The sequence below is a fragment of the Micromonospora zhanjiangensis genome, from assembly GCF_042650605.1.
In the GTDB taxonomy this organism is placed as follows: Bacteria; Actinomycetota; Actinomycetes; order Mycobacteriales; family Micromonosporaceae; genus Micromonospora_J; species Micromonospora_J zhanjiangensis.
In genome coordinates this window covers 1-19,573 of sequence record NZ_JBHSBN010000049.1, presented here as the reverse complement: position 1 = coordinate 19,573, position 19,573 = coordinate 1, and the positions used below count along the sequence as shown (strand labels likewise).

The window sequence follows — 19,573 nt, the reverse complement described above, 5'->3', positions numbered from 1 at the left end:
GGCGCCGTGCTGTCCGCGCTCTCGGACAGCGTCTCCAAGAGCGCGTGCGCTTTTCCCATGATCTCCAGGGCGGTCTTCGTCCGCGCCAAATCCGCTTCCAGGCGCTCATTGCGCCGCCGCAGCCGCTCTACCTCGGTCGCCTCCCCGCTACGGCGCCGGCTCTCACTCACCGGGCTCTTGCGGGTGCCCAGCGCGGTCAACGCGCCGGCGTCGCGGGCGGCGCGCCACTCCAGGATGTGGGAGTGGTACAGGCCCTCCCGACGCAGGATCGCCGCGCCCTCACCAGACGCTTTCGCCGCCTCATACTCCGCCACGATGCGTAGTTTGTACTCCGCGGTGAAGGATCGCCGCTTCGGTCGTCCGCCCTGATCACCCGGGGTGCTGGGTAGTGTCACGATGATCCTCTTCCTGTCTCCCGGCAAGCCTAACGCTCCGGGAACGGCTGCCTCATCTCAGCCTGACAGACAGGGGAACGGTTCCGGGAGATCACGCCACGGCGTACCCGTGCGCAGCTTTTACAAGATCCCGTTGATGACTTGGCGGTGAACACTAGTCGCGCATCCGCGCGCTCGGCGATCCGTCACGGTCGAGCCGGTGCACCACCGTCCGCCGGGCAGGGCGGTCGACGGGGTCGGGTCACAGCCAGGGCAGGACGGGCGGAGTGGCGGGTGCGGCGAGCCGGGCGAGGCAGCCGGCGATCCCGTCGGGTGCCCTGCATGAAGCCGGGTGCCGGCTGCAGATCCGGCGGGGTCCTGGTGTGCTGGGTGTTGGACCAGGTGACCCCTGATGGGGTGGGGGCGGTGCGGGCGAGGACGTCCGCGGCGAGCATGTTGGCCCACGTGAGCAGGGCGGGGTCGGCGGCGGCCTGGAAGCGGTCGAGTAGCAGCTTTCCGACGCCGGCGGTGCCGCAGCAGCGGGCGAGGTTATCCCAGTAGCCCGGGTACAGCCGCTGGGGCAGGCGACTGTCGCGCAGCTCCGACGTCATCTCCGGCGACGCGGGCTTCCTGCTGGCCTTCCTCGACGCCTGCGACGATGTCGCCAACGACGACGAGATCACCCGGGAGACCCGCATCAGCATGCTCGCCGAACTGTTGCCAGGATCCCTCGGACGCCTGAGTGGGGTCATCAAGGGAGGTTCGCGCTGACGGCGAAGGCGATCGGTGTCGATCCTTGAGTGAGCTCGAGGATCTGACGCCGGATCCGTGGCTCGTGGAGCAGCGCTGCTAGCGTGGCGGCGACGTCCTCGCGCGCGATCTCGTCGTGCGGCTGCGCCGGGCCGAGGGACACGCTGCCGATTCCCGGCCGGTCAATGAGCATCGACGGCCGGAGGATCAGCCAGTCGAGGTCGCTCTGGCTCACCGTGACGTCGACGAGCTTCTTGACCGCGAAGTAGAATCCCTCGTCGTCGCTCAGGTCCTGGTCGCGCCCGGCCTCGGGCATCACGGACACCAGTGTGAAGCGGTGCACCCCGGCCAGAGTTGTGGCCTCAAGAGCTCTGATGACGCCCTCACCGTCGATCGCTGCCGTGACATCCCTGGCGCCGCCGTTCGATCTCGCGGTGTACACCACTGCATCGACCCCACGGAGCATCGATCCCAGGGAGTCCACGCTCATGTCCGCGAGCTGACCTACGGATGCGTGGACGCCCCGCTTCGAGAGCTCGAACTTTTGCTCGTCCCGACGAACCAAGCCGGACACGGCGTCGCCGCGCTCGGACAGGTCATCGGCGAGCAACCTGCCCACGGCGCCACTGACACCAAGGATGAAGACCTTCATCGCGGTCCGATTGTGACGCCATGCAGCGCTTGGAGCGTGATGGCGACCGTCGCTTCCTCGAGGACGAAGGATGTGCCTGCAAGGAAGGGCAAGTCGAGGGCGTGGGTGGATTGGAGCATCTCGTCAGGCTCGCAGCCGCGGTGAGGCTTCGCGTCGGTAGAACCCACCGATACTCGTGACACCCGCGCCCGCCTGGTCAGGGAAGGTTCAGCTCCTTGAGCTGACGGCGTGAGGTGATGCCGAGCTTGCGGAAGATGTTGCGCAAGTGGGCTTCGATGGTCCGTGGGCTGAGGAACAGCTGTGTGCCGACCTCACGGGAGGTTGCTCCGGTGGCCACCAGCCGCGCGACGTGCAGCTCTTGGGTGGTGAGCTCGTCGGTCGGCTGGGCAGTTCGTGCGCGTGGGTGCTCGCCTGTGGCGCGGAGCTCGCTTGCGGCGCGTGCGGCGAATGCTTCAGCGCCCATGTCGGTGAGGAGCTGGTGGGCGGTGCGGAGCTGGTCTCGGGCGTCTCGGCGGCGTCCTTCACGGCGTAGCCACTCGCCGTAGACGAGGTGGGCGCGGGCGAGGTAGCCGCGCATCCGGCTGCTCCCGAGGTGTTCGATCGCCGCGCGGTACTGATCCTCGGCCGACGATCCGGTGCTCATGAGCGCCTGTGAGTGCGCCACCAGCCCCAGTGCCCACGGCGTGCCGCTGACGCGAGCCCGGGCGCCGAACTACTCCATCGCCTGGGTCGCGCGCTCCGGCTGCCCCGCACGGACGCAAGCCTCGATGAACTCCGTGAGGCTCGAGCCGCTGATCGCAATCTCACGCGACGTGCACGCCTGGGCCGCGGCCTCCTGGGCCACCGCGTAGTTGCCCAGCCCGTTGTTGAGCACCGCCATCGCGTACTGAGCCTGGGATGCGTCCGTGCTCCCGTCGGGATAGGCGACGTCTTGGGCGGTGCTAGCGCTGAGCGCGGTGGTCTCGGCCTGGTCGCCACGCCAGGCACCCAGGATGACGCGAGCATGCCGCAGCTCCACGCCGCCGGTGGCTTGCGTGATCGCAGCCGCCTCGGCGGCGAGCTCGCCGGCTCGGGCGAGCTCGCCCATCAGGACCGATGTGATCGAGAAGAGGTTCAGCGCGGTGGGGAGCGTCGCCAGCGCGCCGGCCTCACGAGCCAACTGGACGTTGCGGCTGGCCAGGAGGTAGAGCAGCTCGTCGTCGAACATCGCTACTGCGCTGCGGCCGGCCAGCCACAGCCAGCGGTCGCTGTGACGGTCCCGCCCAGTATCTGCGTACGAGCTGTCGCGAATCGCTTCAATGGCGCGCCGTAGCCCGGGTGCTCCCGCCGTGTATCCCCCCGTCAGGGTCGTCGCGAGGCCGTCGAGGAGCAGGTCCACGGGCCGAGCCGGTACTTCGGCTGGAGGAGCGGCCAGGGCCGCTGCGGCGATGTGCGTCGCGTCGTCGCCGCCGTTGATGACCGCCGCATCCAGCGCGTGCAGATAGGTCTCGCGAGAAAGTGCGGTGTCCAGCGGGGCGAGCATCTTGGCCGCGTCCAGCAGCCTCCCCGGCACGTCGCTGTCTCGTGTCAGGTGGAACCCGATCTGGGCGCGAAGCAGCTCGAGGCGGGCGCGTTTCAGGGCGTCCAGCGGCCCCGCCGCCGCGACCGCCAGCAATGCCAGAGCAGCCTCGGTCGCACCGGACTCGTGCTTGGCGTGGCCGCCATCCAGTGCCCGCCTCGCGCGAGCGGCAGGCTCAGGGGACAGCTCGGCTGCGCGCTGCAGGAACGCGGCCGCGGCGGCCACACCCCCGCGGGCACGCGCCCGCTCGGCCGAGCGCTCCAACCCTTCAGCGACCTCTTCGTCAGCTCCGAACACCGCCTGTGCGCGGTGCCAGGCACGGCGATCCGGGTCGGCCTGTGGGTCGGTCGCCTCGGCCAGCGCGCCGTGGGCGCGGCGACGGTCCGGGAGGGTGGCCGCCTGGTACACTGCGGACCGCACCAGCGGGTGACGGAACCGTACCCGGACGTCGATCTCCAGCAGCCCGGTGACCTCCGCGGGTGTCGCAACCTCGCGAGCCAGGCCCAGGTGCGCGGCCGCACGCCACAGCAGGGCCACGTCGCCTGTCGGCTCGGACGCGGCGACCAGCAGCAGCAGCTGCGTCTGCGGGGGCAGGCTGGCTGACCGGCGTCGGAAGCCCTCCTCCAAGCGGCGTGGGACGCTCAGCGCGTCGGGCAGCTCGAACCCTCCGGCCAAGTATGGCGACCGCATGTTACGGGGCAGCTCCAGCAGCGCCAACGGGTTGCCGCCCGCTTCGGCGAGGATCCGTTCGCGCACCCCCTCGTCCAGCGGTGTGCGCACCGCAGCGTTGAGCAGCACCCGGGCATCGGACGCGCCGAGCCGCTCCAGACCTAGCTCTGGTAACCCGGCGAACGGAAGGCGGTCGCCGTCGTCGGAGTCGCGCACCCCGAACACGAGGGCCAACCTTTCGGCCCCCACCCGTCGGGCCACGAAGGCCAGGACCTGCGCCGATGCCTCATCCAGCCACTGCGCGTCGTCGACAAGGCACAGCAGCGGTTGTTCCTCGGCGACCTCGGCCAACAGGTTGAGGACGGCCAGCCCGACCAAGAACCGGTCCGGCGCGGCACCACCGTGGAGTCCGAACGCCACCCCGAGGGCGGTCCGTTGCGGCTCGGGCAGCGTGCCGGTGCGTTCCAGCAGGGGAGCACATAACTGGTGCAGCCCAGCGAACGCGAACTGCGTCTCGGACTCGGCGCCGACCGAGGGCACCACCCGGAAGGCCGAGGCGAGTGCCGTCTGGTGAGCGTGCTCGAGCAGGGCGGTCTTCCCGATACCGGCTTCTCCGCGCACAACAAGAGAGCCGCTGCGCCCGAACCGAGCCAGGGAGAGGAGCTTCTCGACCGCGTCACACTCTGAGCGCCGGCCCACGAGATCCGCCAAGGTTTTGCTCCCGTCAACGCGCCAGATGTAGGTAGCCGCCACCGTAGTCGTCCCTGATGCGAAGCGCGATGTTCCGGGTTAGCACCTGCCACCTCAGAGGTTCTCGGTGGCGCCAGGCCGTGAAGACCTACGTGGTTGTGACCGACGCGAGGGCTCGGCCTCCGGTGCGAACCTGATGACGTCGCCAGGACCGGGCATCCGGACCCCGGCGCACCCGGGGCTGACGGACTCCGGAGCCCCGTGGCGGGCGTCTTCAGACCAGACGAACCATCCGACGTCGAACCCGTCCCGGTACGCGCACCGACCACGAGAAAGTTGAGGAGACCTCATGAGCACGGATCGCGTGCTTGGCGGACGCTATGTGCTCTGCGACGTCCTGGGCCGGGGCGGCATGGCCGTTGTTCACCTGGCTCGTGACATCCGTCTCGAGCGCTGGGTCGCGCAGGCCCGCCTCCGCGAGGGCGCACTCGCGCTGGAAAAGTCGATCCAGCATCAGGTAGCGGTCCTGTCGGCACTCGAGTTCAGCCATCGCGCAGGCGTTGTCCATCGCGACATCAAGCCCGCCAACGTCATGGTCACTCCCGACGGCGCAATCAAGGTCGTGGACTTCGGCATCGCGCGTGTCGATGGTGATGCCGGCGCCACGGCAACCCAGACTCACGCGCTCCTCAAAACCGCCCAGTACCTCTCTCCCGAACAAGTGCGCGGTGAGATCGTCGACGCCCGCAGCGACCTGTACTCCGCGGGCTGTCTGCTCTACGAGCTGCTGACCGGGCGGTCTCCCAGCGCCCCGGTGGCGTCCTACGCCGTCGTCTCCGCGTGGATCGAGGACTTCCGTAGTGATGTCGACGCCGTCCGTAGCAGCGGGAAACCGGCTCTGATCCTGCACGGCACCGCCGACAGGATCCTGCCCATCGACGCGACGGCCCGCCGCTTCTCTCAGGCACTGCCCGATGCCCACTACGTGGAGATCGAGGGCGTCCCACGGGCTGCTCTGGCCGCACGTCGGCGAGGTCAACGACGCCCTGCGCACCTTCATCGACTCCCTCGACGGCGAGGACTGCCGCGCCACCACATGACGCACTCACATCACATAAAAGTGAAGGTCAGACATGAGTCCCATCGAGCAGCTCATCAGCAACTTCCAGGAACTCGTCGCCCAAGTGCCCGAGATCGTCCAGCCGTTCATCATCATGCTCGCGGGCGCGATCCCGTTTATCGATGGTGAGGGAGCGGCCGTCATTGGCATAGCCGGTGGTCTCCATCCCATCTTCGTAGCCGTCGCAGCAGCCACAGGGAACTTTCTGTGCGTTCTGCTGGTCGTCGCGGTCACGTCACGCACCAGGACGGCTATCGTCGATCGACGACCCAGCCCGGTCGGGTTGAGCGGAGGCGCAGGAGCGCGATCGAGCGCCCTCGGGGAGTCGTTCCAGGAGACCGCGGCCACGAAGCCGAAGTCGAAGGGGCGTCAGCGCTTCAACAGATGGCTCGTCCTTTTTGGCGTCCCCGGCGCGAGCATCCTCGGCCCTCTCGCCATCCCGACCCAGATCACGTCGGCGATCCTCGTGAGTGGCGGAACTCCACGCCGGTGGGTCCTGCTCTGGCAGGCCATCGCCATTGTCATCTGGACGACGATTGGCACCGTCGCGGCGTGGGCCACGCTCACCTTCGTCGTCGAGGTGTCGTGAGCCATGACCGAGCAGCAGGACGAACCGCTCGCCGGGGGCGGGACCGCGACCCCGGCGGGCCGAAAGACGACGCCGGCACAGCGCCGTCGGGCGAGACCCTGCGCTCCGCCTCGAGTACCTGGCAGACAAGCCCCACGGCGTCCAGACCATCCTGCCTCGATCGGGCCGACCCTCCGCCAGGCCCCCTGCTGGAGAGCCTCATCGTCCAACCCAGCGCCTCGAGTGCGTGCCGCACGAACAGCTTTACAGCGTAATGGTCACTGAGTTGCTCGGAAGGAGTGTGTTGATGCTGAGCGATCGACGGCGCCGAAAGGGTGCGAACCGAACCCGTGCCGGAGACGGCCGTCTGATCGAGCCCTTCCGCTGGCGGCACCTGCTCGTGGGGCGACGCCTGTTCGCGCTGCCGCTCGTACGCCCAGACGGCAGCCGAGTCACCTATCTAGTCGACGTCCGCGTCTCCGGCAAGCAGGCCGGCGGCCTCGGCACGGTGCATCTGTACCTCGACGGGCGGCACCATGCCGAGTCGCCCCTGCCCGCTGTCATGCCCGTCGAGGGCGGCGTGCTCGAGGTGTCTCTTAGCTCGCCCGGGATCCGGCGCGCACACTTTCAGCCGGAAGGCGGCGCCGCACGTCAGCTGACCCCGCACCCGCGGACGGCGATCGGCAGGAGGCTTCGATTCGATCGAGATCATCCAGTGCTCAACCGCTGGGTGGGCGCGATCTCGGTCGGCATGCTGATCATCGGCGTGGGGGTGAACGTGCTGCAGCTGCTGGAGCCCCTCTCTCTCAGATTCCGCCGCTCGCACAGCAATTCGGGCACTTCGAGTCGCCGCTGCATCTACCGCTCTGGCTCAACATCGCCCTGGTTCTTGCGGCTGGACTTGCCAGCACCGAGCGCGCGCTGCGCCTGAAGTACCACTGGTTGCTCAACGGCGCCGGTGCCTAAGCCACGACCCCGAACCACTCTTACGCCTGCTCCACCCATCCACCTCGAAAGGACCAAGACTCATGAGCAAGCAAGCGCACACCGTTCCGCCCGATGTCGAGTACCACCGGGTGCTCGCCGGGGAGAGACGTCGCATCGGTCGTGGCATCCTCGCGATCGTGCTTCTGATCGGCGGGATGACGCTGTCCGGCGTCGCTCTCAGCCTGATGGCGGCGTTCGTGGATGCCGCGATCGACACCGACGGCCGCGCTGAGTGGACGCCCCTGATGCACGCCGCCGGCATGGTTTCCGTCGCACTGGTCATCCCGTGGAGCATGCTCATCCAGCGCTGGCTCTACGGCGTGAGAGGCCCCTCGCTGCACTCGGTGATCTCGCGATTCCGGTTCGACATCTTCGGGCGCGCGCTGCTTCTGATCACCCCCGCGTGGGTTGCCGTCATGGCGTTCCACTACTGGGTCCCGCTGCCGCAGACCGAATGGAGCCACACCGACGTGCTGTGGATACTCCTCGCCACGCTCCTGCTCACACCCCTCCAGGCCGCGGGTGAGGAGTACGGGTTCCGTGGGCTCATCTTCCGCGTCGCCGGCGGCTGGACGCGCGGAGCGCGGGCGGGCCTCGCGGTCGGTGTGCTGGTCTCCAGCGTCGCCTTCGCGGTCGTCCACCTGTCGACCGACATCTGGCTGAACGTCTGGTACCTGATCTTCGGCGTCGGGCTCGCTCTCATCACCTGGCGCACCGGGGGCATCGAGATCGCAGTGGTGCTACACGCGGTGTACAACACCCTGTCCTTCGTGTTCGATGCTGCGCTGCGCACCGATATCGCCAACCTCGCGACGGATCGCGCAGCGGGCGCCGAGACGATCGGGGTCCTCGTCCCCAGCGCAGTTGTCGTCATCACGGCCCTGGTGGTCGGGATGCGCACTCGGCGCAGCGGCCCTACGCGAACACCGCACTCGCCGGCCGTGCGACCTGCGCCCGTGCCCTCGGGGCCCGCGGCTCGTTGACAACGGAACTCCACCGGTTCGTCCGCCCGGGGCGTGGGTAGCCAAATGATTGATACGGCGTAATGGGAGGTATCGGATGAAGACGGGGCCGCCAGCGGGCCTCAGCAGCCGCGACAAGATCCTCTGGGCTGCAGCGGCGATGCTGGGCGAGGAACCCTCGACGACACCGAGTGTTCGGGTGGTCGCGGCACGGGCCGGAGTGAGCACCGGATCCGTGCAGCACTTCCCCACCCAGCGCGAGTTGATGGACGCGCAGCCCCACGACGAGATCCCCCGTGAGGACGTGGCCGCCACGCTGGCGGAACTGCTCCACGAGCCCCGGATCCGCAGGCGGATCCTCGAACTCACTCAGGGCTCGACGCCGATCGCTCGGGCGGTCCTGGCCAACGTTCCGTGACCGGCTCCTCTGGCTCGGGGACCGCCACGCCCGACGGGCGGTCGATCCTCATCGTCTCTCGCCGCGGGTCGTCAGAAACACCCGCTGGACAAACCTCAGGAACGACTAGAACCGACTGACCTACCCCGACGCGCGGGGGCGTTATCCACGACGCCGGCCGCGCGGCCACCACACGCCCCACGTTCTCCTCCCTCGCAGTGAAAGGCCCTCCCATGCGCACCCCGCTAAACCCGCAGATCGACATCCGCCGCGCGGACGACCGGTTCAAGACGGACTTCGGTTGGCTGGACTCCAAGCACTCGTTCTCGTTCGGCCACCACAACGACCGCCACAACACCCACCATGGGCTGCTGCTGGTCAACAATGACGACATCGTCGTACCCGGCACAGGCTTCGAGACCCACCCGCACCGCGACATGGAGATCGTCACCTGGGTCCTGCGTGGGTCGCTGGTCCACCAGGACTCCATCGGCCACAACGGGGTGATCTATCCCGGCCTCGCTCAACGGATGAGCGCCGGCACCGGCATCCTGCACTCCGAAAAGAACGACTCCTGGCGGCTGCAGGACAACAAGCACGACGAATCTGTGCACTTTGTACAGATGTGGGTCGCGCCCGACGAGGCCGGCATCACCCCCGGCTACGAACAGCTCGAAATCGACGAGAAGCTGCTGTCGTCCGGCTCGCTCATTCCCGTCGCCTCCGGCATGGACCGGCATGACGGCGAGGCAGCGATCCGGATCAAGAACCGCTACGCGGCGCTCTACGCCGCCCGCCTGACGCCCGGCCAGAGCGTCGAGCTGCCCGAGGCACCGTACCTGCACCTGTTCGTGCCGCGCGGCAACGTGACGCTCGAAGGTGCCGACGCGCTGCACACAGGAGACGCCGTCCGCTTCACCGCCACCGGCGGGCAGCGGGTCACCGCGACCGAGCCCGCGGAGATCCTGGTGTGGGAAATGCACGCCACCCTCGCCGCCTGAACGCACCCTGACCGAGGACGCCGAGAGACGCCGTGAACCTGCCGAGGCACGTGCCTGTGCTCGCCGAAGGCCACCCGGTGCGGGTGGTCTTCGGCGTCGGCTCCGTCCACCAACTCGGCCGCGAGGCAGCGGCGCTCGGCCGGCGGGTACCGGCCGGCACGAGGACGCGGCGGACGAGGTCGTGGCGGCGCAGCGCTGGGACGAGATCGTGCGCCGACTGGACGACGCCGGCGTGGAGTACACCAGTCGCCGCCCGGTCAGGCCGCAGGCGACCGCCGACCCGTCCGGCAACGGCCGGATCCCATACGCAGGAAAGGACACCTCGTGACCGCCGCCGTCCGCGACAACCCGGCCAAGAATCGCTACGAGATCTACGATGGCGAGCAACTGGCCGCATTCTCCGCCTACAAGCTCACCCGTGACACGATCGCCTTCATCCACACCGAGGTCGACCCCGCGTTCGGCGGCTGCGGCCTGGGCAGGCAGCTCGTCGTCGCCGAACTCGACGACGCCCGCCGACGCGGGCTCGCCGTCCTCCCGTTCTGCCCGTACGTCCGCAAGGTCATCGCCCAGAACGCGCACACCTACCTCGACCTCGTACGCCACGAGCAGCGGGACCGCTTCGGGCTTACCCAGATCACCGGCTGACCCTCGCATCGGCGACCGGAGCTGCCGTCGCCGTCCACGTGGACACCACCACCGCCTGCCTGCCTGCCCGTACCGACGCCCGAAGCACCTCGGCCCGGCGCTTCCTGGGCTGCGCTCTCCGCGTCCGCCACGGACCGCCCCTGCTTGGGGGCGCCGGCCCGTGGCGGGCGCATACCGTGGAGGCGTGGTGGTTGACCGGTCACCACGTGTCCTCGCCAGGTAGGGTGCGGTTCGATGGACGATGCGCCGATCGTGGTCCTCGGGGCGACCGGCGGCCAAGGGTCCGCCGTCACCGAGGCGCGCTGTTGGGCCGCGGAGCCCGGGTGCGGGCGCTGGTGCGCGACCCGCGGCGGGGGGCTGCTCGCCGGTTGGCCGCCCGGGGTGTCGAGGTGGTCGCGGAATCGCTGGATGATCGCCGCTCGCTCGCTGCGGCGATGGCCGGGGCGGTGGGAGCTTCGCATACACCACTCCATTCGAGGCCGGCGTGGACGCCGAGATGGCGCAGGGGCGGGCGATCCTGGCAGCCGCCGACGAGGCTCGGGTGCCGCATCTGGTGTTCAGCTCGGTGGCGAGCGCCGACCAACGAAGCGGTGTGCCGCACTTCGACAGCAAAGCGCGCATCGAAACCGAGCTGGCCGCTGGTCACGTCCCCTACCCGATTCTTGGGCCGACGTACATCTTCGACAACGCCCTTGGCGGGGCGGACCGCATCCGCGGCGGGGTACTCGACGTGCCGCTGCCGGCGGACCGGCCGCTGCAGCAACTCGCCCGCGCCGACCTCGGCGCCTTCGCCTCACAGGTGCTGCTCGGCCCCGCCCCCTACGTCGGACACCGCATCGAGTCAAGTCCTTTCTGTCCGAAATCGTCTGCCGTTAATTTAAGAGGTCCAGCAGCGACCACAGCGACGCCGACGCAGTACGCCTACCAGGCAATTCACAGCGGAGACACCCGAGATCGGCTCGCTAGACCACCCGAGTTAAGGGTTCCAGTAGCGGATCACACGCCACCACATCGAGTCAGAACAATAAGCTGAGGGTCCCCGCAAGTCGCCGACCTGCAGAAACCCTCTTACCGTCGGGACGACAGGATTTGAACCTGCGACCCCTTGACCCCCAGTAGCCCGGTGGCCCAGCGACATGCTCACGCACGTTTGCCCAGGTCGCCTGAAGCATAAACCGGCCGAGTAAAGGAGTCGTCGCACCACTCCCCTGCCACCATCGGCTTCCCTGCCGTCAGCCAGACGAGCTGCGCCTGACGTCGCCCCTGGTCGGCGTAGTGGGAACCGGCCAGCTGTCGTGGGAGTTCATGTCGGAGGGGCGAGCTGAACCCTCACGATCCGCATCGATGCGCACTCTGAATGCGCATACGCTGAAACTACCGGCCTTGGCTGCGGTAATGGAAAGCGTGGCGCTTGCAGACCGCCCTGTCGGTGCCCGGGGCCTACGTCGCGTAGTGCGGGCGCGCGGCGAGGGTGGTGGCGAGATCGAAGGGGTCCGGTGCGCTCACGCCTTGGAGAAGCCGAGTGCTCGGTATCCGGGCATTCGGCGTTGGAGTGAGGCGGCGAGCATCGGAGTGGCCGGATCGTGGTAGTCGTGAACCTCGGCAACGTCCTTGCCTGGCGCCGCCCGGATCACGCGTCCGGCGCACTGGATGAGCAGCCCGTCGTAGGAGATCGGGCCGGCGAGGAAGAGGGTGTCGAGCGCTGGGGCGTCGAAGCCTTCGCCGATGAACGGTGTGGTGCCGATGACGAGGAGGCCGTCACCGGCCTTGGCTTCGCCGAGTCGGTCGACGGCGGTTCGCCGATCGGTGGTGCTCATCGCTCCTTGGAGTACGAGCGCCTGATGTCCGCGCCGCGAGCATCGCGGTGAGTGCGTCGACGTGGGCGACCCGCCGGGTGAGGACGAGGCAGTTGCGCCCGCGCGTGAGGGCTGCGGCGACGACGTCGGCGATCTGGATGTTGCGCGTGTGGTCGAAGGTTAGGCATCGGTGGATCTCGGCGAGTGCGCCTGGTGCGTTCAGGTCCACGTCGCCGGCCCGGAACGTGGTGTCGTGGACGTGCAGCAGTCGTTGTGCTCCGGCATCGATGGCCATCGCGGCTGCGATGGTACCCTGCTCCTCGTCGGTCATGGTGTGCCGGATCCGGCCGAGCTGCCAGGTGGCGAGTTGGCCGAGCCCGTCACGCCGGGCGGGTGTGGCGGTGAGCCCGAGCCAGAACTGCGCGGCGATCCGTTTGACCGAGTGCTCGTACGCGGCGGCCGCGAGGTGGTGACATTCGTCGATGATGACGTGCCCGTACCCCTGGGTGAGTGTGGCGATGTCGTCGCGTCTGGCCAGGGAGGGCAGCAGCGCGATGTCCACCGCTCCGGTGAGCTTGCGCCGGCCGCCGCCGAGCTGGCCGGGATGGATGCCGAGGAACTGTTCGAGGCGGGTGCGCCACTGATCGGCCAATGCTTTGCGGTCGACGAGGACCAGGGTGGAGGTGCCGCGCTCGGCGATCACGGCGCAGGCCATGACGGTCTTGCCGGAACCTGGTGGAGCGACGAGTACACCGTCGTCGTGGGCGAGGAGTGCGCCGACTGCGGTGCTCTGCTTGGTGGTGAGTTCGGCGGTGAACGCGGTGTCGATTTCGCAACCCGGGTTCCGTCCGTCGGTGACGGCCAGCCGCGATCCGGCGTGTTCGACGATCGCGGCGATCGTGTGACGCAGACCGCGCGGCAGTACCAGACGATCATCGAGGGTGAGGTCGTAGCCGCGGATGAATCGTGGGGTGTCCCAGGTGGACTTCCGTAGTCGCTGCAGTTCGTAGAACTTCGGGTTGGCCATGGCGGCGGCGTGCTTGAACGTCGCCAGCGCAGCCGGGGTGAGCTGTGCGGCGTCGAGGCTCAGCCCGGCAGCGGCTTCCGCGTGCACCACCGGCGGCAACGCGGGATGTACCCGGGTCGCGGCGGACCGGCTCATCGAGGCGACGTCGGCACCGGTGGTGGCAAGCTTTGCCTGCCGGGCGATACGTTCCGCGTCGCCGGGGCTGAGCCGGTCCAGCGTCGACAGGAGCGCCCACTGGTCGGCGTACGGTTCGAGCGTGCCGAGGTCGAGGAACGTGGTCAGTCCGTCCTTGCGGCGTCGGCCCTGAAGCGGTGCGGCGATGAGGTTGCCGAAGCCACCCTCGGGAAGGATGTCCTGGTTGGGGAACAAAGATCCACACATGGGCGCCGCGACCGGACTGGGAGATCTCCAGCGCGGCCGGCACAGCGCTGGCCCGCGCTGCCTTGATGTAAGCCAGGGCGTCGAGCATCGCCATCGGGCCGTCGAATTCGGCCACGACGAAGTGGCATGTGTTGCCAGGCAGCAGCGGGTACAGCCCCATGAACACGTCGCCGACAAGATGAGCGGCGACGACCTCCCCCGTACGGGGCAGGTACGCAGCGCCGCGCCGGTCCATGCCCTTACGCCAGCCGCCGGCGACGGCGGGCATTCACCCGGCGGCGCCGGTGCGGGTGTTCTCCCACCGCACGGCATACACGTCGACGCGGGCCCGGAACCGGTCGGCGAACAGCGCCAGCTTGTCCGCCACCGGTGAGGCCATCGTGACCAGGCCCGGCGCAGCGACCGGCGCGGACAGCTGCTCCGGCGCCGGAGCCGTGTCCTGGCCGCGCAGTTCGAGCAGCCGTGACAGTCGGGCGTTCTCTGCCCGTAACCGCTGCAGCTCGCGGCGAAGACCCTCGAACTCGTCGACCGAACCCACCGGACCATCCTCGGGCATCGGGCTTCGAACACCTCGGCACGGGTCCGCTATCCTGCGCCGATGGCATCGAAGCGGAATGCGGCGCTCGAGGCGATGATCGAAGAGGCCACCGTCGACGCGTACGGCGACGACGAACAGCTCACCGGCCTGTTCACCATGCTCGAAGAGCATCTGGCGGTGCCGTTCACCACCACCGTCCTCGGCATGGAGGCAGTCGTGCAGAAGGTCGACCTCACCGCCGACAGCATCGTCGCGGTCTGCGCCCGGGGCCGCCACCGGCAGAAGATCGACCTGCTCGACCTGCCGCTGCCCACACCTGCACCGGACGGCGCCGACTGGATCGACGCCTACCGGTACTGGGCGGGGCGGTAGTCAAGGTGAGCGAGTACCAGTACTACGAGTTCATCGCCGTCGACCGGCCCCTCACGACTCGCGAACAGGCCGAACTGCGGTCGCTGTCCACCCGGGCCGATATCACCGCCACCAGGTTCGTCAACACCTACCAGTGGGGCGACTTCAAGGGTGACCCGCGCAAGCTGATGGAGCGGTACTTCGACGCGCACCTGTACCTGGCGAACTGGGGCACCCGCCAGCTCATGCTGCGGTTGCCGAAGCACGTGCTCGACCCCGCCACCGTTGGCCACTACTGCGTCGGTGACAGTGCCTCCGCGTGGACCGCCGGTAAACACCTCATTGTTCACCTGTATCGGGAGGACGAGGACGGCACCGATGAGTGGGACCTCGACGGTCACGGCCTGCTTGCCTCGATCATCCCGGTGCGAGCCGGCCTCGCCGCCGGGGACCTGCGCCTGCTGTACCTGGGCTGGCTGCGCTGCGTACAGTCCCTGGAACTCGCCGACGACGAGCCCGAGCCGCCCGTCCCGGCCGGGATGAACACGCTCGACGCCTCGCTCACCGCGGTCGCCGAGTTCCTGTGCATCGACCCTGATCTGATCGCGGCCGCGGCGGCCGCTTCGGCGCAGGCCGCCGTCGAGCCGACCGCCGCGCAACTGCGCTCCTGGGTCACCACACTCCCGGTCCGAGAGAAGGACGCCATCCTCGCCGACCTGGTCACCGGCGGCGACGGTCACCTGCACGGCCGGCTGCTGCGCCGGTACCGCGACGAACACCTCCCGGACACGTCGACCACGACCGCCCCACGCACCGCAGGCGAACTACTCGCCACCGCCGCACACCTCCGCGCCGAACGGGAACGCCAGGTCGCCGAGCAGCGTGAGCGGGACCGGATCCGCCAGGAACGGTCCGCGGCGGCCGCCCGGCAACGGCACCTCGACGCCCTCGCAGCCGATCAGCCCGCCGCATGGCAGCGGGTCAACGAACTCATCGCCACGAAGAAACCCCGCGACTACGACACGGGCGTTCAACTCCTTGTCGACCTGCGCGACCTCAGCGAACGCGACGGCAGCACCACGCCGTTCCGGCAGCGGCTGGCCGAACTACGGGCGGTGCACGCGCGTAAGCCCAGCCTGCTCGAACGACTCGACCTGGCAGGACTCGATGCCTGACACCCTCCGGTCGACCGCCACACAGGCCGAGGCCAACCTTCACGCCGTCCTGCACCTCGTGGCAGCCGGTCGGTTACGATGCAGCGAAACGACCCGTCGACCCGCCGCCGCGACCGTCGCCGCCGTCGCCGAGGTGCTCGACGGCGGGGACTTCTACCCCGGCGAACCGATCGCGGCGTTCGCGTGGCCGCTGCTGCTGCAGGCCGGCGGATTGGCCGAACTCGCCGGCGGCCGACTCCAGCTCACCGATCGCGGACGCGCCGCCCTCGGTAAACCGGCCGCCGCGACGATCCGGCAGCTCTGGCGGTCCTGGGTCACCACCACCCTGCTCGACGAGTTCAACCGGATCGACCGGATCAAGGGCCAGCGGGCCGCGAACGTCCTCACGTCGGTCAAGACCCGCCGCAAGGCCGTCGCCACCGCCCTCGCCGCCTCCCAATGCGAGTGGATCACCGTCGATGACCTGTTCGCCACCATGCGCCGCCGCCGGGAGACCTCCCCGACCGTCGCCCGTAGCGAACGGGGGCTGTGGAAGCTGTACCTCGTCGACCCCCAGTACGGCAGCCTCGGCTACAGCGGATTCGCCGACTGGCCGATCCTCGAGGGCCGGTACACCCTCGCCGTGCTGTTCGAGTACGCCGCGACCCTCGGCCTCATCGACGTCCAGTACACCGACCCGGTCGGCGCCCGCACCGACTACCACGGTAACTGGGGCGCCGAAGACCTCGACTACCTCAGCCGCTACGACGGCCTGCGCGCCATTCGACTCAACCCGCTCGGCGCCCACGCACTCGGGCTGACCGGCGACCATCAGCCACCCGCCAGCACCACGGAGCCGGAGCGGACCCTGAAGGTCCTGCCAACCCTGGACATCGTCGCCGTCGGCGACCCAACCGCCGCCGACCGGCTCGTCCTCGACGCCCACGCCGAACACACCGGCGACCGGGTCTGGACCGTACGCGCCGACACGCTGCTCGCCGCAGCCGAAACCGGACGGCCGCTCGGCCAGTTCGTCACCTTCCTGACGGATCGTGCAATGCACGACCTGCCAGCAGCGCTCGCCGTCCTCGTCGACGACGTGACCACCCGGGCGACGAGGATCAGCGACCGTGGCCTCGTCCGCCTCGTCGAATGCGCCGATGCGCCCCTCGCGACCCTCGTCGCCCGCGACCCGAAACTGCGCACCCTGTGCACCCTCGTCGGCGACCGCCACCTCGCCGTACCCGTCGAACACGAAACACAGTTCCGACGCGCACTGCGCGCCCTCGGATACACCACCAACCCGGCAGGATGAACCAGGCCGCGGCAGCTCAACAACCACTTGCTCGCAGGGCAGACAGCGTCGGCTGGGGGCTCGATCATTCCGAGCCCGTCCTCGCTGCGACCATCCCCGCGCTGCTGCGCCCGCCCTGGCGATCCTCGGCCTGCTCGCCGCGCTGGACACCCCTGCTGCTGGTTCAGCTGCACCGGACCCGGGAACGCCGCCGGAAGGTTCGCGACACCGCCCACGCCGAAAGCCGCGCGCTCGAAGCCGAACCCGCCGCGTAACCCCGCTGTAGTGCGGGATTGGCAGGCGAGTGTTCGCCCTTCCAGCGATGACCATCGGGCCGCAGGCCCATCCCAGGAGGTTTTATGGCCGGCAGGTCGATGTCATACCAGCCGGCGACGCCGCTCAGACGTACGATCTGGATCAGGAGGTAGACATGTCCAGCGGCAATGGCGCACCGCCTGGTTCACGGTACGTGGATTAGCGGCACTTCGTCGTCGCCGCCGCCCTTTCCGATTTGCACGGTCCGGTTCGCGGTGTGGTGACACTCGACCGGTCGCTGGACTGGTCCGGCGACAGTACCTACGACCTGGACGACGCCGGCGATCTGCAGCTGATGTACCAGACCGTGCTGAACCAGGCCAATTCGGTTGCGCACCTGTGCCGGTGGTTGCACGGCTCGACGCTGCGCCGCTTGTGGCCCAACTTGTGGCTCCCGGCCCGCCTGCGGGCGTTGTGGTAGGCACGCTTTCCCGAACTGACCACGCCACCCCAAACGCTGGCCGGATAAGTGTGGATGAAGTTCACTTCCGCCTGCGGAGATCGGACTCCGGGTCGCTGCCCGCTACGGATTCGCGCTGGCCGGCGGCTACGCCGTACAGGCCCACGGCATCCTCGACCGCCCGAGCGAGGACATCGACCTGTTCACGGCGTGGGAGCCACGCGGCGAGTTCGCCGCAGCAGTGGAGCCGTGGTCGACGGCTACCGCGCCGGCGGGTATTCCGTCGAGGTGACGCAGCAGTTCGACACCTTCGCCCGACTCGCGGTCATCGATCCCGCTCAACCTGAGCATCCGTACAAGGTCGAGCTGGCGGCCAACTGGTCCCCGGAGCGCCGACACGCCTGGCGACCGCAACACGCGGTTTAGGAAGCGCGGACACGGCCGGAAGTCGTGCGGCAGCGACGTGGCTTGACCTCGCCGCGCCGACCGCCATCGCCAGGAGCTGACGGGGCTGACCCTGGCCCGAGCAATTTGGAGGCGATCCCGCGTACGCCCTCGGCGGCGGCCTCCTCCAGCCAGGACGCGGCTCCCGGCCCGATCGCTAGGAATGCCTCCTCTGCGGCGTTGACTGGCCTGGGAGTGCGGACGCCGCACCGGGCGGTGGCCGCCCCCAAAGCCTCGCACCGCGCCGCGCACCGCAGAGTCCATCGTCCCTGGCCCAGGGACCAGGGCTATGGATGCAGTGGGACCGGGTTCACCAGGACTGGTAGGCCCCGGCCGATGCCAGGTGGGTCACGGTCGGCGGCTCGGTGCAGATCTCGTTCAGCGCGGTCCGGTAGCGCTGGAATGAGGGCAGGTGGTGGTGGGCGGCCTCGGCCGGGCCACCGTCGGATTCGATGATGGCCATAAACTGGCCGGCTTCCTCAAGACGGAAGGTCTCGTAGCGCAGCCGCAGCGGTCGGCTGTGCTCCAGGTCCGCGTAGACCTGTCGCAGCAGCTCGATGCTGTAATCGACCAGTTCGGGCTTGACGGCGTAGCGAATCATCACGCGCAATGTGGGCTCCTGATGGCACGACGGCACTGTTTTCGTCAGACAGCCTGTCTTTCGCCGGACGCGCTGTCAAGCAAAGCGGTAGACTCAAAGGCATGTCCCCGACCCGTAAGTACGAGCAACGGCTGCGGGCCAAGGCCGCCGACCAGACCCGGCGGCGCATCCTGGACGCCGTCTACCAGCGCCTCGTCGAGGCACCCTCCGAGCAGGTCAGCATGGACAAGGTCGCCACGCTCGCCGAAGTGTCCCGCTCGACGATCTACACCGTGTTCGGATCACGCGCGGGCCTGTTCGACGCGCTCGGTATGGATTTGCTCCACCGCGGCGGCTTCACCGACATGGTCACCTCCGGCCTGCAAAGCGACGCTCGGCGCGGGCTCCGCGACGGGATCACCGGCAATGTGCACATGTACGCCGCGCACCGAGACGTACTACGCGCCCTGTTCTCCATGGCGCAACTCGACGCCGACGCCGTCGGCGGCACCGTCCGCCGGCTTGAGGACGGCCGCGCCCAAGGCATGAACGACCTGGTCCAGCGCCTCCACAACCAAGGCGCGCTCCGCGACGAGGTCACCGTCGACCAGGCCGGTCACCTGCTATGGCTCCACACCAGCTTCGACGCCTTCGACCTGCTGTTCACCAGACGATCACTGTCCACCGACACCGTCGCCACCCTGCTGGCCGACGCCGCCGAGCACGCCCTGTGCCGCCCCGCGTGACCGCAAACCTCAGGGCACCCACCGATCCTTCGGCGCTGAGGGATTGTCAAGCCCCGGGTTTGATGGAGAGTTGGTTAGCTGGTTTTCAGGGGTGCGGTGACTGGGTGGGTCATCGTGTGTAGTGCTTCGTGCTCGGCGGGCGGGACGTGGCCGAGCTCGCCGTGTAGGCGC

21 protein-coding genes and 6 pseudogenes are annotated in these 19,573 nt (G+C 68.8%); 17 read left to right on the top strand and 10 right to left on the bottom strand.

Going from position 1 to position 19,573, the window contains the following annotated elements; translation table 11 throughout:
• From ACFOX0_RS32635 to ACFOX0_RS32615, 5 genes and pseudogenes are all read right to left on the bottom strand, one after another.
• Positions 1-314: pseudogene (locus ACFOX0_RS32635) on the bottom strand (IS3 family transposase); the annotation flags it as partial.
• A gap of 266 nt (positions 315-580) precedes the next feature.
• Positions 581-1,078, bottom strand: coding sequence for a hypothetical protein (locus ACFOX0_RS32630; protein WP_377553246.1), 498 nt, complete (start codon positions 1,076-1,078; stop codon positions 581-583).
• A 47-nt stretch (positions 1,079-1,125) separates the two neighbouring features.
• Positions 1,126-1,776, bottom strand: a complete 651-nt coding sequence (locus ACFOX0_RS32625; protein WP_377553245.1) for an NAD(P)H-binding protein — start codon at positions 1,774-1,776, stop codon at positions 1,126-1,128.
• Between the two features lie 196 nt (positions 1,777-1,972).
• The gene (locus tag ACFOX0_RS32620) at positions 1,973-2,419 is read right to left on the bottom strand and encodes a helix-turn-helix transcriptional regulator (RefSeq protein ID WP_377553243.1); all 447 of its coding nucleotides are present in this window, start codon (positions 2,417-2,419) and stop codon (positions 1,973-1,975) included.
• Between the two features lie 69 nt (positions 2,420-2,488).
• Complete coding sequence (locus ACFOX0_RS32615; protein ID WP_377553241.1) at positions 2,489-4,714, bottom strand: AAA family ATPase; 2,226 nt, start codon at positions 4,712-4,714, stop codon at positions 2,489-2,491.
• 328 nt (positions 4,715-5,042) lie between these two features.
• Between ACFOX0_RS32615 and ACFOX0_RS32610 the strand changes: the two are divergent.
• From ACFOX0_RS32610 to ACFOX0_RS32560, 11 genes and pseudogenes are all read left to right on the top strand, one after another.
• Positions 5,043-5,483, top strand: a pseudogene (locus ACFOX0_RS32610) (protein kinase domain-containing protein); the annotation flags it as partial.
• Positions 5,484-5,667: 184 nt separating this feature from the next.
• Entirely contained in the window at positions 5,668-5,793 is a 126-nt protein-coding gene (locus tag ACFOX0_RS32605) for a hypothetical protein (RefSeq protein WP_377553252.1), read from the top strand.
• A gap of 33 nt (positions 5,794-5,826) precedes the next feature.
• Complete coding sequence (locus ACFOX0_RS32600) at positions 5,827-6,402, top strand: hypothetical protein (RefSeq protein WP_377553250.1); 576 nt, start codon at positions 5,827-5,829, stop codon at positions 6,400-6,402.
• A 286-nt stretch (positions 6,403-6,688) separates the two neighbouring features.
• On the top strand, positions 6,689-7,312 hold the full coding sequence (locus tag ACFOX0_RS32595) for a hypothetical protein (protein ID WP_377553239.1): 624 nt from the start codon (positions 6,689-6,691) through the stop codon (positions 7,310-7,312).
• Between the two features lie 97 nt (positions 7,313-7,409).
• Positions 7,410-8,351 carry a CPBP family intramembrane glutamic endopeptidase gene (locus ACFOX0_RS32590; RefSeq protein ID WP_377553237.1) on the top strand — a complete coding sequence of 314 codons (942 nt, stop codon included), beginning with the start codon at positions 7,410-7,412 and terminating at the stop codon, positions 8,349-8,351.
• Positions 8,352-8,427: 76 nt separating this feature from the next.
• Positions 8,428-8,748: a TetR/AcrR family transcriptional regulator gene (locus ACFOX0_RS32585; RefSeq protein ID WP_377553235.1), complete on the top strand. Its 321-nt coding sequence runs from the start codon at positions 8,428-8,430 to the stop codon at positions 8,746-8,748.
• A 212-nt stretch (positions 8,749-8,960) separates the two neighbouring features.
• A complete protein-coding gene (locus ACFOX0_RS32580; RefSeq protein ID WP_377553233.1) occupies positions 8,961-9,728 on the top strand; it encodes a pirin family protein in 768 nt (255 codons plus the stop codon).
• A gap of 181 nt (positions 9,729-9,909) precedes the next feature.
• On the top strand, positions 9,910-10,056 hold the full coding sequence (locus tag ACFOX0_RS32575; protein ID WP_377553231.1) for a hypothetical protein: 147 nt from the start codon (positions 9,910-9,912) through the stop codon (positions 10,054-10,056).
• Positions 10,053-10,376: a GNAT family N-acetyltransferase gene (locus tag ACFOX0_RS32570; RefSeq protein ID WP_377553229.1), complete on the top strand. Its 324-nt coding sequence runs from the start codon at positions 10,053-10,055 to the stop codon at positions 10,374-10,376. Before ACFOX0_RS32575 ends, ACFOX0_RS32570 begins: the two co-directional genes overlap by 4 nt.
• 38 nt (positions 10,377-10,414) lie before the next feature.
• Positions 10,415-10,813, top strand: a pseudogene (locus tag ACFOX0_RS32565) (NmrA family NAD(P)-binding protein); the annotation flags it as partial.
• Between the two features lie 29 nt (positions 10,814-10,842).
• Positions 10,843-11,409: pseudogene (locus ACFOX0_RS32560) on the top strand (NmrA family NAD(P)-binding protein); the annotation flags it as partial.
• 469 nt (positions 11,410-11,878) lie between these two features.
• Here ACFOX0_RS32560 and ACFOX0_RS32555 read toward each other — a convergent pair.
• The 4 genes and pseudogenes from ACFOX0_RS32555 to ACFOX0_RS32540 form a co-directional block, all read right to left on the bottom strand.
• The gene (locus ACFOX0_RS32555) at positions 11,879-12,193 is read right to left on the bottom strand and encodes a hypothetical protein (protein ID WP_377553227.1); all 315 of its coding nucleotides are present in this window, start codon (positions 12,191-12,193) and stop codon (positions 11,879-11,881) included.
• Positions 12,135-13,199, bottom strand: coding sequence for a DEAD/DEAH box helicase family protein (locus tag ACFOX0_RS32550; protein WP_377553248.1), 1,065 nt, complete (start codon positions 13,197-13,199; stop codon positions 12,135-12,137). Before ACFOX0_RS32550 ends, ACFOX0_RS32555 begins: the two co-directional genes overlap by 59 nt.
• Positions 13,200-13,445: 246 nt before the next feature.
• A pseudogene (locus ACFOX0_RS32545) lies at positions 13,446-13,815 on the bottom strand (TOTE conflict system archaeo-eukaryotic primase domain-containing protein); the annotation flags it as partial.
• Positions 13,816-13,848: 33 nt separating this feature from the next.
• Entirely contained in the window at positions 13,849-14,136 is a 288-nt protein-coding gene (locus ACFOX0_RS32540; RefSeq protein ID WP_377553225.1) for a hypothetical protein, read from the bottom strand.
• A 42-nt stretch (positions 14,137-14,178) separates the two neighbouring features.
• Here ACFOX0_RS32540 and ACFOX0_RS32535 point away from each other — a divergent pair, with 42 nt between their 5' ends.
• From ACFOX0_RS32535 to ACFOX0_RS32515, 5 genes and pseudogenes are all read left to right on the top strand, one after another.
• The gene (locus ACFOX0_RS32535; RefSeq protein WP_377553223.1) at positions 14,179-14,490 is read left to right on the top strand and encodes a hypothetical protein; all 312 of its coding nucleotides are present in this window, start codon (positions 14,179-14,181) and stop codon (positions 14,488-14,490) included.
• Between the two features lie 5 nt (positions 14,491-14,495).
• On the top strand, positions 14,496-15,644 hold the full coding sequence (locus ACFOX0_RS32530; protein ID WP_377553221.1) for a hypothetical protein: 1,149 nt from the start codon (positions 14,496-14,498) through the stop codon (positions 15,642-15,644).
• The gene (locus ACFOX0_RS32525; protein WP_377553219.1) at positions 15,637-16,938 is read left to right on the top strand and encodes a hypothetical protein; all 1,302 of its coding nucleotides are present in this window, start codon (positions 15,637-15,639) and stop codon (positions 16,936-16,938) included. The genes ACFOX0_RS32530 and ACFOX0_RS32525 overlap by 8 nt, the downstream gene beginning before the upstream one ends.
• A gap of 511 nt (positions 16,939-17,449) precedes the next feature.
• On the top strand, positions 17,450-17,653 hold the full coding sequence (locus tag ACFOX0_RS32520) for a hypothetical protein (protein ID WP_377553217.1): 204 nt from the start codon (positions 17,450-17,452) through the stop codon (positions 17,651-17,653).
• A 50-nt stretch (positions 17,654-17,703) separates the two neighbouring features.
• Positions 17,704-18,013, top strand: a pseudogene (locus ACFOX0_RS32515) (nucleotidyl transferase AbiEii/AbiGii toxin family protein); the annotation flags it as partial.
• A gap of 373 nt (positions 18,014-18,386) precedes the next feature.
• Here the strand turns inward: ACFOX0_RS32515 and ACFOX0_RS32510 are convergent.
• On the bottom strand, positions 18,387-18,677 hold the full coding sequence (locus ACFOX0_RS32510) for a hypothetical protein (RefSeq protein ID WP_377553215.1): 291 nt from the start codon (positions 18,675-18,677) through the stop codon (positions 18,387-18,389).
• A 101-nt stretch (positions 18,678-18,778) separates the two neighbouring features.
• Between ACFOX0_RS32510 and ACFOX0_RS32505 the strand changes: the two genes are divergently transcribed.
• Positions 18,779-19,402: a TetR/AcrR family transcriptional regulator gene (locus ACFOX0_RS32505; protein ID WP_377553213.1), complete on the top strand. Its 624-nt coding sequence runs from the start codon at positions 18,779-18,781 to the stop codon at positions 19,400-19,402.
• The last annotated feature ends 171 nt before the right edge of the window (positions 19,403-19,573 follow it).

Excerpts from the sequence above, each read along its gene's own strand:
- ACFOX0_RS32630 (WP_377553246.1), bottom strand. The coding sequence starts at position 1,078 with ATGCTGATGCGGGTCTCCCGGGTGATCTCGTCGTCGTTGGCGACATCG.
- ACFOX0_RS32625 (WP_377553245.1), bottom strand. The coding sequence starts at position 1,776 with ATGAAGGTCTTCATCCTTGGTGTCAGTGGCGCCGTGGGCAGGTTGCTC.
- ACFOX0_RS32620 (WP_377553243.1), bottom strand. The coding sequence starts at position 2,419 with ATGAGCACCGGATCGTCGGCCGAGGATCAGTACCGCGCGGCGATCGAA.
- ACFOX0_RS32605 (WP_377553252.1), top strand. The coding sequence starts at position 5,668 with ATGCCCACTACGTGGAGATCGAGGGCGTCCCACGGGCTGCTCTGGCCG.
- ACFOX0_RS32600 (WP_377553250.1), top strand. The coding sequence starts at position 5,827 with ATGAGTCCCATCGAGCAGCTCATCAGCAACTTCCAGGAACTCGTCGCC.
- ACFOX0_RS32595 (WP_377553239.1), top strand. The coding sequence starts at position 6,689 with ATGCTGAGCGATCGACGGCGCCGAAAGGGTGCGAACCGAACCCGTGCC.
- ACFOX0_RS32590 (WP_377553237.1), top strand. The coding sequence starts at position 7,410 with ATGAGCAAGCAAGCGCACACCGTTCCGCCCGATGTCGAGTACCACCGG.
- ACFOX0_RS32585 (WP_377553235.1), top strand. The coding sequence starts at position 8,428 with ATGAAGACGGGGCCGCCAGCGGGCCTCAGCAGCCGCGACAAGATCCTC.
- ACFOX0_RS32580 (WP_377553233.1), top strand. The coding sequence starts at position 8,961 with ATGCGCACCCCGCTAAACCCGCAGATCGACATCCGCCGCGCGGACGAC.
- ACFOX0_RS32555 (WP_377553227.1), bottom strand. The coding sequence starts at position 12,193 with ATGAGCACCACCGATCGGCGAACCGCCGTCGACCGACTCGGCGAAGCC.
- ACFOX0_RS32550 (WP_377553248.1), bottom strand. The coding sequence starts at position 13,199 with ATGGCCAACCCGAAGTTCTACGAACTGCAGCGACTACGGAAGTCCACC.
- ACFOX0_RS32540 (WP_377553225.1), bottom strand. The coding sequence starts at position 14,136 with ATGCCCGAGGATGGTCCGGTGGGTTCGGTCGACGAGTTCGAGGGTCTT.
- ACFOX0_RS32535 (WP_377553223.1), top strand. The coding sequence starts at position 14,179 with ATGGCATCGAAGCGGAATGCGGCGCTCGAGGCGATGATCGAAGAGGCC.
- ACFOX0_RS32525 (WP_377553219.1), top strand. The coding sequence starts at position 15,637 with ATGCCTGACACCCTCCGGTCGACCGCCACACAGGCCGAGGCCAACCTT.
- ACFOX0_RS32510 (WP_377553215.1), bottom strand. The coding sequence starts at position 18,677 with ATGATTCGCTACGCCGTCAAGCCCGAACTGGTCGATTACAGCATCGAG.
- ACFOX0_RS32505 (WP_377553213.1), top strand. The coding sequence starts at position 18,779 with ATGTCCCCGACCCGTAAGTACGAGCAACGGCTGCGGGCCAAGGCCGCC.